The organism is Inquilinus limosus DSM 16000 (genome assembly GCF_000423185.1).
In the GTDB taxonomy this organism is placed as follows: domain Bacteria; phylum Pseudomonadota; class Alphaproteobacteria; order DSM-16000; family Inquilinaceae; genus Inquilinus; species Inquilinus limosus.
In genome coordinates this window covers 612,460-627,209 of the sequence record NZ_AUHM01000001.1, presented here as the reverse complement: position 1 = coordinate 627,209, position 14,750 = coordinate 612,460, and the positions used below count along the sequence as shown (strand labels likewise).

Annotated in this window: 12 protein-coding genes; 9 read left to right on the top strand and 3 right to left on the bottom strand. The window is 70.5% G+C overall.

The features are described 5' to 3' along the window. Positions 1-39 precede the first annotated feature (39 nt). Entirely contained in the window at positions 40-1,197 is a 1,158-nt protein-coding gene (locus G537_RS0103070; RefSeq protein WP_026868853.1) for a M20 metallopeptidase family protein, read from the top strand. 2 nt (positions 1,198-1,199) lie between these two features. After that, the gene (locus tag G537_RS0103065; protein WP_211230266.1) at positions 1,200-2,723 is read left to right on the top strand and encodes an AbgT family transporter; all 1,524 of its coding nucleotides are present in this window, start codon (positions 1,200-1,202) and stop codon (positions 2,721-2,723) included. Between the two features lie 34 nt (positions 2,724-2,757). On the opposite strand, the gene G537_RS0103060 is transcribed toward G537_RS0103065, so the two are convergent. Next, positions 2,758-3,630 carry an ATP-binding protein gene (locus tag G537_RS0103060; RefSeq protein WP_026868851.1) on the bottom strand — a complete coding sequence of 291 codons (873 nt, stop codon included), beginning with the start codon at positions 3,628-3,630 and terminating at the stop codon, positions 2,758-2,760. A 168-nt stretch (positions 3,631-3,798) separates the two neighbouring features. Here G537_RS0103060 and yajC point away from each other — a divergent pair, with 168 nt between their 5' ends. The 3 genes from yajC to G537_RS0103045 all read left to right on the top strand — a co-directional run bounded on the left by yajC (position 3,799) and on the right by G537_RS0103045 (position 5,155). Further along, complete coding sequence (gene yajC, locus G537_RS36160) at positions 3,799-4,242, top strand: preprotein translocase subunit YajC (RefSeq protein ID WP_051247741.1); 444 nt, start codon at positions 3,799-3,801, stop codon at positions 4,240-4,242. 23 nt (positions 4,243-4,265) lie between these two features. Continuing rightward, entirely contained in the window at positions 4,266-4,640 is a 375-nt protein-coding gene (locus G537_RS0103050; protein ID WP_026868850.1) for an Mth938-like domain-containing protein, read from the top strand. 65 nt (positions 4,641-4,705) lie between these two features. After that, on the top strand, positions 4,706-5,155 hold the full coding sequence (locus tag G537_RS0103045) for a cupin domain-containing protein (protein WP_026868849.1): 450 nt from the start codon (positions 4,706-4,708) through the stop codon (positions 5,153-5,155). Here G537_RS0103045 and G537_RS0103040 read toward each other — a convergent pair whose 3' ends face one another. Beyond that, positions 5,156-6,397, bottom strand: a complete 1,242-nt coding sequence (locus G537_RS0103040) for a flavin-dependent oxidoreductase (protein WP_026868848.1) — start codon at positions 6,395-6,397, stop codon at positions 5,156-5,158. A 104-nt stretch (positions 6,398-6,501) separates the two neighbouring features. Here G537_RS0103040 and G537_RS0103035 point away from each other — a divergent pair, with 104 nt between their 5' ends. The 4 genes from G537_RS0103035 (at position 6,502) to G537_RS0103020 (ending at position 13,852) form a co-directional block, all read left to right on the top strand. Further along, complete coding sequence (locus G537_RS0103035; RefSeq protein WP_026868847.1) at positions 6,502-7,350, top strand: phytoene/squalene synthase family protein; 849 nt, start codon at positions 6,502-6,504, stop codon at positions 7,348-7,350. 157 nt (positions 7,351-7,507) lie between these two features. After that, positions 7,508-8,284 carry an IclR family transcriptional regulator gene (locus G537_RS0103030; protein WP_026868846.1) on the top strand — a complete coding sequence of 259 codons (777 nt, stop codon included), beginning with the start codon at positions 7,508-7,510 and terminating at the stop codon, positions 8,282-8,284. A gap of 17 nt (positions 8,285-8,301) precedes the next feature. Then, positions 8,302-12,093, top strand: coding sequence for a hydantoinase B/oxoprolinase family protein (locus tag G537_RS0103025; RefSeq protein ID WP_026868845.1), 3,792 nt, complete (start codon positions 8,302-8,304; stop codon positions 12,091-12,093). 109 nt (positions 12,094-12,202) lie between these two features. After that, positions 12,203-13,852 carry an OPT/YSL family transporter gene (locus tag G537_RS0103020; RefSeq protein ID WP_051247738.1) on the top strand — a complete coding sequence of 550 codons (1,650 nt, stop codon included), beginning with the start codon at positions 12,203-12,205 and terminating at the stop codon, positions 13,850-13,852. Here the strand turns inward: G537_RS0103020 and G537_RS0103015 are convergent. Next, entirely contained in the window at positions 13,836-14,750 is a 915-nt protein-coding gene (locus G537_RS0103015; protein WP_026868843.1) for a LysR family transcriptional regulator, read from the bottom strand. The genes G537_RS0103020 and G537_RS0103015 overlap by 17 nt on opposite strands.

The window sequence follows — 14,750 nt, the reverse complement described above, 5'->3', positions numbered from 1 at the left end:
ACCAGGGGATGTCGAACGAGAACCTGGACAGGGATGGCGATGGAGAGCTTTTCGCCCGAGGCGATCGCGGAAGCCGTGGAGACGCGCCGGCATCTGCACGCGAACCCCGAGCTGAAATACGAGGAGCACGGCACCGCCGATCTGGTGGCGTCGCGCCTGCGCGGCCTCGGCTACGCGGTCGAGACCGGCCTGGCCGAGACCGGCGTGGTCGGCCTGCTCGACACCGGCCGGCCGGGACCGACCATCGCCTTCCGTGCCGACATGGATGCCCTTCCGATCCTCGAGGACACGGGCCTTCCCTATGCCTCGAAGACCCCGGGCAGGATGCATGCCTGCGGCCATGACGGGCACACCGCCTCGCTGCTGCTGGCCGCCCGCGGGCTGGCCGGCATCGCCGACCGCCTGTCCGGTCGGATCAAGCTGCTGTTCCAGCCGGCGGAGGAGGGCGGGCTCGGCGCCGCCCGGATGATCGAGGCCGGGGCGCTGGACGGCGTCGAGAGGGTCTACGGCTACCACAATCGCCCGGCATATCCGCTCGGCCGCGTCTTCGCCAAGGCCGGCCCGACCATGGGCGGCAGCTCGCTCTACGAGGTCACCATCTCCGGCAAGGGCGGCCACGCCTCGCGGCCGGACCTGGCGATCGACCCGATCTTCGTCGGCACCGCCGTGGTGCAGGGGCTGCAGAGCGTGGTGTCGCGCCGCCTGTCGCCGCTGGAATCGGGCGTCGTCACCGTCACACAGTTCCATGGCGGCAACAGCCACAACATCATCCCAACGGCGGCGACGCTGTCGATCAACACCCGCGACGGGTCGCCGGCCGCGTATGAGCGGATCGACCAGGAGCTGCGCTGGGTGATCGCCCAGATCTGCGAGGCGCACGGCGCCACCGCGGCGGTCGAACAGACCATGCGCATCCCCTCGGTGGTGAACGACGCCGGCGAGACCGACTTCGTGCTGGCGACCGCGCTCGACCTGGTCGGCCCGGAGCGCTCGGGCCGGATGGACTCGCTGCCGACCATGGGGGCGGAGGACTTCGCCTTCTACCTGGAGAAGGTGCCCGGCTGCTTCTTCTTCGTCGGCAACGGCGAGGACAGCGCCTATCTGCACCACCCCCGCTACGACTACCGGGACGAGATCCTGCCGGTCGCCGCCGGGATGTTCCTGGCCATCGCCGAGCGCCGCCTGGGGGGCCGTTGACCATGGTCACCTCGACCGTCGAAAGCCGCTCCGCCATGCAGCGCTTCCTCGCCCTGATCGAGCGGGCCGGCAACCGTCTGCCGCACCCGTTCCTGCTGTTCCTCATCCTCTGCGGCGTCGTCGCCGTGCTGTCCTGGCTGATGGCGCTGGGCGGCGCCTCCGGCATCAACCCGAAGACCGGCAAGGAGGTCCTGGTCCAGAGCCTGATCTCCGGCGACGGGCTGGTCTTCGCCCTGGGCTCGCTGGCCAAGAACTACGTCAACTTCCCGCCGCTCGGCGTGATCCTGGTGATCATGCTGGCGATCGGCGTGGCCGATAAGGTCGGGATGATCGCCAGCCTGATGCAGGTCAGCGTGATCAAGGCGCCGCGGCATCTGACGACCTTCGTCATCTTCCTGGTCGGCATGTGCAGTCACCTGGCCTCGGACGCCGCCTATATCGTGCTGATCCCGCTCTCGGCCATGATCTTCCAGGCGGTCGGGCGCAACCCGCTGGTCGGCGCCGTCACCGGCTATGTCGCGGTCGGCGCCGGCTACGACGCCAGCCTGTTCATCACCCCGGTCGACATCATCCTGTCCGGCATCACCACCGGCGCCGCGCACGCGATCGACCCGAACGCCTATGTTTCGCCGCTCGACAACTACTACTTCATCGCCTGCTCGGCGGTGCTGCTGTCGCTGGTCGGCACGCTGGTGATCGAACGGATCGTCGAGCCGCTGGCCGGCAAGTACACCGGCGACGTGGTGCTGAAGCTGGAGCCGATCGGTGCCACCGAGGCTCGGGCCCTGAAGCGCATCGGCTGGGTGGCGCTGGCCTTCCTCGCCGTGGTGCTGGCCGCGGTGCTGCCGGCCGGGTCGCCGCTGCGCAGCGAGCAGGGCGGGCTGGTGCCGTCGCCCTTCCTCGAAGGCATCGTCGCCATCCTGGCGGTGTTCTTCCTGCTGCTCGGCTGGGTCTACGGCTCTGCGGTCGGCAAGGTCAAAAGCGCCCGCGACGTCGCCGGCTACATGGCCGAGGCAGTGAAGGAGCTGGCGCCGACCCTGGTGCTGTTCTTCGCCATCTCGCAGTTCCTGGCCTGGTTCCGCTGGACCAATCTCGGCGAGTGGATCGCGATCCACGGCTCGCATCTGCTCGACACCGGCGGGCTGGGCGGCACGCCGCTGGTGCTGGCCTTCATCCTGCTGGCGATGGTGATGAGCGTCTTCATCACCTCGGGCTCGGCGCAGTGGTCGCTGATGGCGCCGGTCTTCGTGCCGATGATGATGCTGGTGGGGCTGGAGCCGGCGCTGGTCCAGGCCGCCTTCCGCATCTCGGACTCGGTCACCAACGTGATCTCGCCGATGAGCCCGTATTTCGCCGTCTGCCTGGCGTTCCTGCAGCGCTATCAGAAGGATGCCGGCATCGGCACGCTGGCGGCGATGACGCTGCCGATCTCGATCGGCTTCCTGATCGCCTGGTCCGCCTTCCTGGTGCTGTGGGTCGAGCTCGGCCTGCCGCTGGCGCCGGGTGTCGGGCTGTTCCTGAACTGACAGGGGGCGGGGCGGCGCGGGCCGCCCCTTCCTCCTACTTCGCGGCCTCCAGCCGCTTGCCGAGGCGGCCGGCCAGGTCCTGGATGTACTGCCAGGCGACGCGGCCGGAGCGGGAGCCGCGGGTGATGGTCCATTCCAGCGCCTCGGCGCGCAGCGTCTCGGGCGCGATCTCGAGGCCGAAGGCTTTGGCATAGCCTTCCACCATCTCCAGATAGGTGTCCTGGTTGCAGCCGTGGAAGCCGAGCCACAGCCCGAAGCGGTCGGACAGCGACACCTTCTCCTCCACCGCCTCGCCGGCGATTATCGCGGTCGACCGCTCGTTCTCGATCATCTCCCGCGCCAGGATGTGGCGGCGGTTCGAGGTGGCGTAGAACACCACGTTCTCCGGCCGGCCCTCGATACCGCCCTCCAGGATCGCCTTCAGCGACTTGTAGCTGGCGTCCTGGCCGTCGAAGGACAGGTCGTCGCAGAACAGGATGAAGCGCCGGGTCGAGGCGCGCAGCAGGTGCAAGAGGCGGGGCAGGGAGGAGATGTCCTCGCGATGGATCTCGACCAGCGCCAGAACGCCGCCGGCCTCGCCGTTCACCGCCGCATGCACCGACTTGACCAGCGAGCTCTTGCCCATGCCGCGGGAGCCCCACAGCAGCGCGTTGTTGGCCGGCAGTCCCTGGGCGAAGCGGCGGGTGTTCTCCAGCAGCAGGTCTCGCTGCAGCTGGATGCCCTGCAGCAGGCCGAGGTCGACCTTGCTGACCGTGGCGACCGGCTGCAGCCGCCCGTGCTCGGCGTCCCAGGTGAAGGCGTCGGCGCTGGCCAGGTCGGTCGGCGCCGGCGGCGGGGGCGCCAGCCGCTCCAGCGCATCGGCGATGCGGGTCAGCAGTTGCAGATGTGTCGGATCCAGGTCGGCCACCGGACGGTCTCCTTCGCTTTCGGCCCGCCGACGCTAACGATCGTGCCGCGCGCCTGTCGAGATCAAGCGCCGCAAGCCTCCCTTGCGCCGTCGGAGGCGGACCGGATTCCGTTGCAACCGCAGCCCCGGCCGCTATAGTCGCGCGCGACTGTAAAGGTGGAGCGTGGAATGTTCATTTCCGAGGCCTATGCCCAGACGGCCGATCCCGGCGCGGCCGGTGGGGCCGGCCTGCTTGTGCAATTCGCGCCGCTGATCCTCATCTTCGTGGTGTTCTACTTCCTGCTGATCCGGCCGCAGCAGAAGCGGGCGAAGGAACACCGCGACATGCTGGGCGCGCTGCGCCGGGGCGACCGAATCGTCACCGGCGGCGGCATCGTCGGCACCGTGCAGAAGGTGGCCGACGACGAGCTGACGGTGGAGATCGCCGAGAACGTCCGGGTCAAGGTGATCCGCAGCACCGTGACCACGGTCCTGGCCCGCACCGAGCCGGCCAAGAACGGCGGGTCGGGCAACGGCGACAAGGCCGAGGAGACCGCGGCGCCGGCCGCCGCCAACGCGCCGGCCGAGGCGGAGAAGCCCAAGGGGCTGGCCCGCTTCCTGGCGCGCAAGTGAGCTGAGCGGGACGGAGCGGGATCGTGGAAATCTCCTCCGTCATCCCGCCCGGGCGGCGGATGATCGACGGCTACCAGCCGGGCGGCTTCCGCATCGCCGGAGAGCTGCATCAGGGGCCGATGCTGGTGTGGCCGGAGGGCGAGGCGCCCTGGCCGATCGGCCGGATCGAGGATCTGGCCCTGGCCGATCTCGACCCGGTGAAGCGGATCGACCCACCGGTCGAGGTGCTGCTGATCGGCTGCGGCCCGCGCATGGTGCTGCTGCCCTCGACGCTGCGGCGGCAGATCCGTGAGGCCGGCATCGGCATGGACGCGATGGACACCGGCGCCGCCTGCCGCACCTACAACGTGCTGATCTCCGAAGGCCGCCGCGCCGCCGCGGCGCTGATCCCGGTTTGACGTCGCCCGTTCGCTGCGAACGCTTTAGTCTCTAAGCTGCAGACAAGCAGCAGGGGAGGCGCGAGATGAAGGCGATGACGGCCGGTATCACCGGGGCCGCGGAGGGGATCGACGGCATCTCCTGGTCGATCCTCGGCCAGACCTATGTGCCGAAGCAGATCTCCGAGGACAGCTTCGCCTGGCACGCCACCTTGGGCATCGGCACCTTCGTGCCGCCGCACATTCACCCGTTGCAGGACGAGTTCCTCTACATCCTCGAAGGCAGGCTCGACTTCCTGCTCGACGGCAAGAACGCGTCGGCCACGGTCGGCGATCTTGTCCGACTGCCCAAGGGCATCCCGCACGGCATCTTCAACAACAGCGGCGCGATCGCGAAGTCGCTGTTCTGGGTGGCGCCGACCGGCCGGCTGGTCGAGCTGTTCCAGGCCATCCACGACCTGCCGGAGCAGACGCCGGAGGCGGTGGTGGCGCTCGCCGCCAAGCATGACGTCGACTTCCTGCCGCCGCCCGCTTAGTCAGCGCGGACGGCGCAGCTGGGCCGGCGTGAAGCCGGCGACCGTGGCATAGCCGCGGACGATCGCCTGACGCTCCTCATGCGACAGCACGGCCTCGATGTCCTCGAAGCCGTCCGGCGCCAGCTGCTCGACCACGTCGATCACCCCCTCCGGACCGCCGCTGCGGTTCAGCCGGACGATCTCAGCGGTCTTCGGCCGCCGGTCGGCCTCGTAGCGCTCCAGCGCCGTCACGGCATCCGCCGTGTCGGCCAGGGCATCGGCCAGGGCGCGGGCGTCGAGGATCGCCTGCGATGCGCCGTTCGACCCCACCGGGTACATCGGATGGGCCGCGTCACCCAGCAGCGTCACCCGGCCGTGCCGCCAGCGCGGCAGCGGGTCGCGGTCACACATCGGATACTCCCAGAACTCCGGCGTCGCCTGGACGATCTCGGCGATGTCGGCCTCCGGCAGCGCGAAGCGCCGGGCGTGCGGCAGCACCTCGTCCAGCCGGCCGGGCCGCGACCAGTCCTCGCGCCGGGGCGGGGGTGCGCTGCCGTCGCCGATGCGGGCGCACACCACCCAGTTGGTCAGGCGCCGGTCCGGCGCGGTTCCCGCCGCGATCGGGTACAGCACGACCTTCGCCTGCATGCCACCGGCGACGATCATGGTCCGCCCGTCCATAGTGGCCGGCCAGTCGATCGCGCCACGCCACATCATGACGCCGTTCCAGGAGGGTGGACCCTGGTCGGGATAGAGCGTGTCCCGGACGATCGAATGGATGCCGTCCGCGCCGATCAGGACGTCGCCGCGCGCGGTTCCGGCCGGCGCGCCGTGGCGGTCGACGAAATGGGCGACGACCTCGGTCCCGGTCTGCTCGAAACCGGCCAGGCGGCGTCCGTGGTGGATCTCGCCGCCGAGCCGCTCGCGCGCCGCCTTGTGCAGCACGCCGTGCAGCCGGCCGCGGTGGATCGAGAACTGCGGCACTGGAAAACCGGCGTCCAGGCCGCGCGGCTCGCGCCACACGATCTGGCCGAAGCGGTTGCAGTACAGCAACTCCCGGGTGCGGATGGCGACGGCGTCGAGCCGGTCGAGCAGGCCGAGCCCGGCAAGCTCCTGGATCGCGTTCGGCAAGGTGTTGATGCCGACGCCGATCTCCCGCGGCTCGGCCGATTGCTCGAACACGGCGCAGCCGATCCCGCGCGCCTGCAGCATCAGCGCCGTCGTCAGCCCGCCGATGCCGCCACCGACGATGATCGCCTTCATCGGTCGCCTCCCTCGATGCTTTGGCGGGCAAGTCTTCAACCTGGAGCCTAAGCTGGCAAGCTTCGGTGGCGATCGGTGCCGTGAGCGGGCATATAGGGGCCGCCATGCCGACCACCGATCCATTGGGCCAGAACGGCGAGCAGGTTCGCCGCCTCGACCATGACCGCTACCTGACCTGCCTGTTCGCCCCGGCGTCGCGCCGTGCGGCGCTGTTCGCGCTCTATGCCTTCAACATCGAGGTGGCGAAGACGCGCGAGGTGGTCAGCCAGCCGCTGCTCGGTCAGATCCGGCTGCAATGGTGGCGCGATGCGGTCGGCGAGATCTACGACGGCCGGCCGCGCCGGCACGAGGTGCTCGACGCCCTGGCCCCGGCTGTCTGGGCCCATGACCTGAGCCGGGGCCATTTCGACACCGTCATCGACGCCCGTGAGCGCGATCTGGACGACGAGCCGCCGGCGACCCTCGCCGATCTCGAGGGCTACGCCGCGGATACGGCCGGGCCGCTGCTGCGCCTGCATCTCGAGGTGCTGGGCGTTCGCGACGACGCGACGCATCAGGCGGCGACGGCGATCGGCACCGCATGGGCTCTGGTCGGCCTGATGCGCGCCATGCCGTTCCACGCCCGGCAGAAGCGCCTCTACCTGCCGCAGGAGATCATGGTTGCCGAGGGCGCCGACCGCGGCCTGCTGTTCGAGATGAAGCCGCATGAGGGGCTGCGCCGGGCGGTGGCCCAGGTGGCCGAAGTGGCTGCCGGATACCTGGCCGAGGCACGAAGCCTGCGCCACGCGGTGCCGCGGGCCGCCGTGTCGGCGCTGCTGTCCGCCCGGCTCGCGGATGGCTATCTGCGCCGGCTGCGTCGTGCGGATCACGACGTCTTCTCCGCTCTGGTCCAGGAGCCGCCGCCGCTGCGCCAAGCGGATCTGGTGCTCGGGGCCGTGCTGGGGCGCTACTAGCCTCCTGATCCCGAACACTTCCCTTGTTTCAGAATTCGGCATTCCGCCGACCCTTTGCCATGCCTGCGGATACAGGCTTGATCCGCCATTTCGCCTGTTGCTAGAGTTTCATTATTCGAAAGCACAGTTCCAAAAAATGGAACTATGGGTTGGCTTCATGACCACGCTCGAAAGCGCCGCCGCTGTCCTGCGCTGCTTCTCCACCACCCGCACCGAGATCACGGTGACCGAGGCGGCATCGCTGCTGTCCCAGCCGAAGAGCAACATCTCCCGCCTGCTGCGGGCGATGCGTGATGCCGGGTTCCTGGAGGCTGTCGGTGAGACCAAGCGCTACCGCCCCGGTGCCTTGGTCGTCGGTGTCGGGCACCTGTTCAGCGCCACCTCGTCGCTGGTCGGCCGGGCGGATGCGGTGGTGGCCCGGATCGTCGCCGCCGTGGGCCACACCGGCTATGTCTCGATCCGCGACGGCGGCGAGGTGACCGGCCTGACCTACCACCCCGGCACCAATGTGCTGCGCGTCGCCACGCCGGTCGGCCGGCCGCTGGCGGCCCATTCCAGCGCCACCGGCCGGTCGCTGCTGGCCCGGCTGTCGAATGATCAGGTCCGGGCGCTGTTCCCCGATCCATGGCAGCCGGTATCGCCGACCGCGCCGCAGAACCTGGCGGAGCTGCTGGAGCGGCTGGAGCAGGTCCGCCGCCGCGGCTTCGCGGAATCGCATGACGAGGCCAACCGCGGCGTCGGCGCGATCGCCGCCGCCGTCGGGTCGCCCGAGACGGGCGAGGCGGTCAGCCTCTGCATCGCCTACCCGGTGTCCACCGTCACGGCGGAGGAGCGGGAGGACATCATCGCCCGGCTGCTGGCCGGGGCACGAGAGGTCGCGGCCCTGGCCGGCGACCCGAACTGGCAGGCCGCGATCTCGGCCACCGCAGCGTAACCAAGGAACGGATCGACATGCAGGCGACGCGCTGGCGCATCGGCTTCGACATCGGCGGCACCTTCACCGACTTCATCCTCTATGACGGCGAGGGGCGCTCGGTGAAGCTGCACAAGCGGCTGACCACGCCGCACGACCCGTCCGAGGCGGCGCTGATCGGGATCGAGGAGCTGGTGGCGATGGCCGGCATCCGGCTGGCGGATGTCGGCGAGATGGTGCACGGCACGACCCTGGTCACCAACGCGGTGATCGAGCGCAAGGGCGCGAAGCTGGGGCTGATCACGACCCGGGGATTCCGCGACGTGCTGGAGATGGGCACGGAGCAGCGCTACGACATCTACGACCTGTTCCTGCAGTTCCCGGAGCTACTGGTGGCCCGCCGGCTGCGGCTGGAGGTGCCGGAGCGTGTGGACCGCGACGGCACAGTGGTCGAGCCGCTGGACCGCGAGGCGGTCCGCATTGCCCTCCGGCGGCTGGCGGCGGAGGGCGTCGAGGCCGTCGCCGTCTGCTTCCTGCATTCCTACCGCAACCCGGAGCATGAGCGGATCGTCGGCGAGATCGCCCGCGCCGAGTTCCCGCAGCTGGCCATGTCGCTGTCCTCCGAGATTGTGGCCGAGCTGTGGGAGTACCAGCGCTGCGTCACCACCTGCGCCAACGCCTATGTGCAGCCGCTGATGGACCGCTACCTGCAGCGGCTGGAGCGGGAGTTGGCGGCGCGCGGCTTCGCCGGCACGCTGCGGCTGATGCATTCCGCCGGCGGGTTGGTGGCGCCGGAGACGGCTCGTGCCTTCCCGATCCGGCTGCTCGAATCCGGCCCGGCCGGCGGCGGCCTGGCGACGGCGCTGTTCGGCGCGCTGGCCGGCAAGGCCGACGTCATCTCCTTCGACATGGGCGGCACCACCGCCAAGGCCTGCATGATCGAGGATGGCCGCGCCGAGATCGCGCCGATGATGGAGGCGGGGCGGGTGCACCGCTTCAAGAAGGGTTCGGGCCTGCCGATCAAGGCGCCGGTGATCGACATGATCGAAATCGGCGCCGGCGGCGGGTCGATCGCCTCGATCGACGAGGTCGGGCTGCTGCGCGTCGGGCCGCATTCCGCCGGCTCCGACCCCGGCCCGGCCTGCTACGGCAAGGGTGGGATCGAGCCGACGGTGACCGACGCCAATTTGGTGCTGGGCTACTACGATCCGGGCTTCTTCCTGGGCGGCCGCATGGCGCTGGACAAGGCGGCGGCCGAGGCCGCGGTCGCGCGCGTCGCGGAACCGCTCGGCCTGTCAGTCGAGGAGGCGGCCTGGGGCATCCACAAGGTGGTGACCGAGAGCATGGCTGCCGCCGCCCGGGTGCATCTGGTCGAGAAGGGCAAGGATCCGCGCCGCTACGCCATGGTCGGCTTCGGCGGTGCCGGCCCGGCCCATGCCGCCGGGGTGGCGCGGATCCTGGGCGTGGCCGAGGTGATCATCCCGCCGGCGTCCGGCGCGGCCTCGGCGCTGGGCTTTCTCGCGGCCCCGCTGTCCTTCGAGCTGGTGCGGTCGCATCCGGTGCGCTTCTCGGGCGACTTCGACGCCGAGGCCGTGAACGGCGTGCTGGCCGAACTGGAGGCCGAGGGCCGGCGGCGGCTGGCCGAGGCGGGCGTAGATGCGGCGGCGGTCACGGTCGAGCGCAGCGCCGACATGCGGCTGACCGGCCAGATGCACGAGATCGCCGTGCCGCTGCCGTCCGGTCCGATCGGCGCCGGCAGCCTGGAGGCGATCCACACCGCCTTCGCCGAGGTCTACACCGCCCGCTACACCTCGCTGTATCGCGGGGCCGAGATCGAGGCGATCAACTTCCGCGTCCGCTGCCTTGGCCCGACCCCGACGCTGTCGCTGACCGGCGCGGCCGGCGGCGGCGACGCCGCGGCCAAGCGCAAGGGCACGCGGCTGGCTCGCTTCGCCGAGGGCGCGGTCGAAGCGGTGGTCTATGACCGCTACGCCCTGGTGCCGGGCGACCGGATCGAAGGCCCGGCGATCATCGAGGAGCGGGAATCCACCACCATCGTGCCGCCGGGCGATGTCGTGCGGGTCGACGAGAGCCTGAACCTGCGCATCGCCATCGGCGTCGCCGCGCCGGTCCAGGCGCTGGTCACGGCCGAGATGCCGCTGCCCGAGGCGATCGCGCGGATCGAGGCCGACCCGATCGCGCTGGAGATCATGTGGAGCCGCCTGGTCACCGTGGTCGAGGAGATGTGGCTGACGGTCTGCCGCACCGCCTTCTCGCTGGTGATCTCCGAGGCCCAGGACTTCGCCTGCGAGCTGCTGGACCCCGAGGGCGAGACGCTGGCGCATTCGCCGCGGGCGATGCCGGTGTTCAACCTGACCCTGCCGCGCGCGGTGAAGGCGCTGCTGGCCGAATACCCGGCGGAGACGCTGCGGCCGGGCGACGTGCTGGTCACCAACGACCCCTGGCTCTGCGCCGGGCACCTGTTCGACATCGCCGTGGTCACGCCGGTGTTCCTCGAGGGCCGGCTGGTCGGGCTGATGGGCACGGTCGGCCATGTCTCCGACATCGGCGGCACCAAGGACAGCCTGCGGGCGCGGGAAATCTACGAGGAGGGATTCCAGATCCCGCCGATGAAGCTGGTGGAGGAAGGGCGGCCGAACGCGACGCTGTTCCGCCTGCTGGCGGAGAATGTGCGCAACCCCGGGCAGGTGACGGGCGACATCCATTCCTTCGTCGCCGCCAACGCGCTGGGCGCCGATCGTCTCGTCGCCTTCATGCGCGAATACGGGATGCAGGACCTGCGGGCCCTGGCCGCGGTGGTGCAGGGGCGGTCCGAGAAGGCGATGCGCGAGGCGATCGCCGCCCTGCCGGACGGCGTCTACCGGTCGGAGATCGAGAACAACCCGCTTGGCGAGCGGTTGCGCTATCCGCTGGCGCTGACCATCGAAGGCGACCGCATCACCCTCGATTTCGAAGGCGCACCGGCGCAGTTGCCGCAAGGCGGGCTGAACTGCACGCTGAACTACACCGCGGCGCATGCGACCTATCCGCTGAAATGCATGCTGACGCCGAATGTCCGCGGCAATGCCGGCTGCTACCGGCCGTTCGAGGTGAAGGCGCCGGAAGGGTCGATCCTGAACGCCACCAAGCCGATGGCGGTGAACCTGCGCACCCGCACCGGCTGGTACATCGCGCCGAACATCTTCCGTGCTTTGGCCGAGGCGGCGCCGGACAAGGTGCAGGCCTTCACCGGCCTGCCGGTGGCCGCGACCATCTACGGCCGCGACGCGGTGGGCGCGACCTATTCCGACATGCTGTTCATGGGCGGCGGGCAGGGCGCCTCGTCGCATGGCGACGGCAAGTCGGGCCTGCTGTGGCCGACCTCGGCCGCTAACACTTCGGTCGAACTGTTCGAGACGCGTGTCCCGGTGCTGGTGCTGGAGAAGACCTATGTCCGGGACTCCGGGGGGCCGGGGCGCCATCGCGGCGGGCTGGGTCAGCGAGTCTCGCTGCGCAAGCTGGCCGATGACGGGCTGACCACCTTCGTCGCCGTCTATCCGGAGGGGGTGAAGTCGAGCAACCCCGGCCTGTTCGGCGGGGCGCCGGGCGGCGGCGCGCGCGGCGTGGTGCGCGACACGCAGGGGCAGATTCTGCGCGACTGCGGCACCGGCGAGCTGGTGCAGCTGGCCAAGCCGGACGAGATCGTCGAGATCGTCCTGGCCGGCGGCGCCGGCTACGGCGACCCGGCGGAACGGCCGCGGGCGGCGCTGGATCGCGACATCGGCGACGGGTTGGTCTCGGCACCGGCCGACGCCGCCAAGGCCGCATGAGCTGCGGGCCGCGCATCCAGGCGATGCGCGGCCCTTTCGTTAGGGGCACGCCCAAGAGCCCGCATCACGAGATCAAGGCCGCGGCCAAGCGGCCCCACCAGGAGGTTTCATGCAGCACGACCTGACCGCGGACCCGACCGCGGCGCCCGCGGTTCCGGCGGCGACCAGCCGCCGGCACCCCAGCGTGTTCGAGCCCGCGACCCTCGCCCTGATCGTCCTGCTCTGCGTCTTCGGCGCCATCATCGGCATGCAGATCCTGGTCAGCCTCGGCGTCTCGGCGAACACCTCGCTGATCGGCGCCCTGGCGGCCATGGTGCTGGCGCGCATCCCGCTGGGCCTGTTCGCCCGCTACCGCTCGATCCACGTCCAGAACCTGGCGCAGAGCGCGATCTCCGGCGCCACCTTCGGCGCCGCCAACAGCCTCTTGCTGCCGATCGGCATTCCCTATGCGCTGGGCCGGCCGGACCTTGTGCTGCCGATGTTCGGCGGCGTCGCCCTGGCGATGCTACTCGACGCCTATCTGCTGTACCGGATGTTCGACACCAAGGTGTTCCCGGCCACTGGCGCCTGGCCGCCCGGCGTGGCCGCGGCCGAGGCGATCAAGGCGGGCGACGAGGGCGGGCGCAAGGCGGCGCTGCTGGGCGTCGGCGTGGCCATCGGCGCCGTCGGCGCCTTCTTCAAGATCCCGATGTCCGCCTTTGGCATCGCCTTCATCGGCAACATCTGGGCGCTCGCCATGTTCGGCGTCGGCCTGCTGCTGCGCGGCTATTCCCCCCAGATCTTCGGCGGCGAGGCCTTCGCCGGGATCATCCCGGGCGGCGACCTGATGAAGGCCTATATCCCGCACGGGGTGATGATCGGCGCCGGGCTGGTGGCGCTGCTGCAGGTGGGCTCGACGATCCTGCGCCGCGACGCCGACGACGGCAGCCGCACACGGTCCGACGCGGCGCTGCGACGGGCGCTCGGGCTCGGCACCGCCGGCTACATCGCGCTGGCCATGCTGATCGCCGCGGCCGGCGGTCTGTGGGCCGAGCTGTCCTGGGGCATGCTGGTCGCCTTCGTGGTCTACGCCGCCTTCGCCGCCTTCGTGCACGAGTTGATCGTCGGCCTGGCGGCGATGCATTCCGGCTGGTTCCCGGCCTTCGCCGTGGCGCTGATCACCCTGATCATCGGCATGCTGGTCGGCTTCCCGCCGACGGCCCTGGCGCTGCTGGTCGCCTTCTCGGCCGCCACCGGCCCGGCCTTCGCCGACATGGGCTACGACCTGAAGGCCGGCCACATCCTGCGCGGCCACGGCGCCGACCCGGAATTCGAGCGCGACGGCCGGCGGCAGCAGCTGCTGGCCGCCATGGTCGCATTCCTGGTGGCGATCGTCGTCGTCTACTTCTCCTGGGAAGCCTATTTCACGCAGGACATGCTGCCGCCGGTCGACCGGGTCTACGCGGCCACGATCGGCGCCGGCGTGGCGCCGGAGGTGGCGCGGTCGCTCGCGCTGTGGGCGATTCCCGGAGCGATCGTCCAGTGGCTCGGCGGATCGAAGCGGCAGATGGGCATCCTGTTCGCGACCGGCCTGCTGCTGAACTCGCCTCTGGCGGGCTGGGCGGTGCTGGCCGGCATCTTCATCCGTTTCCTGTGGACCCGCTGGCGCGGCGAGGCGGGACGAAGCGAGATGGAGGTGGTCGCAGCCGGGGTGATCGCCGGCGACGCCTTGTTCAGTTTCTTCGACTCGGTGACCAAGCCGTTCACCGGCCGCCGCTAGGCGCGGCCTGCCGCCGCTGCACGAAATCGAGGAAGGCGCGCAGCGGCGGCGGCATCTGCCGGCGACTGGGGTAATAGAGATAGAAGCCGGGGAAGGGCGGGGTCCATTCCTCCAGCAGCCGCACCATACGGCCGGCTTCGACCAGCGGCCGGATCTGCAGGTCGAAGAGATAGCCGATGCCGACGCCGTCCAGCACCGCCCGGATCGCAACCTCGGGCTCGGTGACGGTGAGCGGGCCTTCCACTGCCACCTCCAGCTTCTCCGCGCCGCGCTCGAACTCCCAGCGGTAGAGGCTGCCGTCGGTCGGCCAGCGGAAATTGATGCAGCGATGGTGCCGCAGGTCGCGCGGCGTCTCGGGCGCGCCGAAGCGGTCGAGATAGGAGGGGGCGGCCACCACCATCAGCTCGAGCTCGCCGCCCAGCTTCACCGCGACCATGTCGCGCTCGACCATCTCGCCGAGCCGGAGGCCGGCGTCGAAGCGCTCGGCGACGATGTCGACCAGCCGGTCCTCGGCGACGATGTCGAGGGCGATGTCCGGATAGGCCGCATGGAACGGGCCGATCAGCGGCGCTAGGCGGTGGATCGCGGCGATGCGCGAGGCGTTGATCCGCAGGACGCCGGCGGGCGTGTCGCGCAGCGCCCGGACATTGGCGACCGCGGCGTCGAGATCGGCCAGGGCCGGCAGCAGCCCGGCCAGCAGCCGCGCCCCGGCCTCGGTCGGTGCCACGCTGCGGGTGGTGCGGTTCAGCAACCGAAGGCCCAGCCGCTCCTCCAGCCCGCGGATGGTCTGGCTCAGCGCCGATCGCGACAGGCCCAGCTGCGCCGCGGCACGAGCGAAGCTGCCGTGCTCGGCGATGGCGGCGAAGGCCCGCAGCTCGGCATAGTCGCTGCCGCGCAT

What these genes read in the sequence shown, in the direction of transcription:
- G537_RS0103070 (WP_026868853.1), top strand. Translation starts at nt 40, where the DNA reads ATGGAGAGCTTTTCGCCCGAGGCGATCGCGGAAGCCGTGGAGACGCGC.
- G537_RS0103065 (WP_211230266.1), top strand. Translation starts at nt 1,200, where the DNA reads ATGGTCACCTCGACCGTCGAAAGCCGCTCCGCCATGCAGCGCTTCCTC.
- yajC (WP_051247741.1), top strand. Translation starts at nt 3,799, where the DNA reads ATGTTCATTTCCGAGGCCTATGCCCAGACGGCCGATCCCGGCGCGGCC.
- G537_RS0103045 (WP_026868849.1), top strand. Translation starts at nt 4,706, where the DNA reads ATGAAGGCGATGACGGCCGGTATCACCGGGGCCGCGGAGGGGATCGAC.
- G537_RS0103040 (WP_026868848.1), bottom strand. Translation starts at nt 6,397, where the DNA reads ATGAAGGCGATCATCGTCGGTGGCGGCATCGGCGGGCTGACGACGGCG.
- G537_RS0103035 (WP_026868847.1), top strand. Translation starts at nt 6,502, where the DNA reads ATGCCGACCACCGATCCATTGGGCCAGAACGGCGAGCAGGTTCGCCGC.
- G537_RS0103030 (WP_026868846.1), top strand. Translation starts at nt 7,508, where the DNA reads ATGACCACGCTCGAAAGCGCCGCCGCTGTCCTGCGCTGCTTCTCCACC.
- G537_RS0103025 (WP_026868845.1), top strand. Translation starts at nt 8,302, where the DNA reads ATGCAGGCGACGCGCTGGCGCATCGGCTTCGACATCGGCGGCACCTTC.
- G537_RS0103020 (WP_051247738.1), top strand. Translation starts at nt 12,203, where the DNA reads ATGCAGCACGACCTGACCGCGGACCCGACCGCGGCGCCCGCGGTTCCG.
- G537_RS0103015 (WP_026868843.1), bottom strand. Translation starts at nt 14,750, where the DNA reads ATGCGCGGCAGCGACTATGCCGAGCTGCGGGCCTTCGCCGCCATCGCC.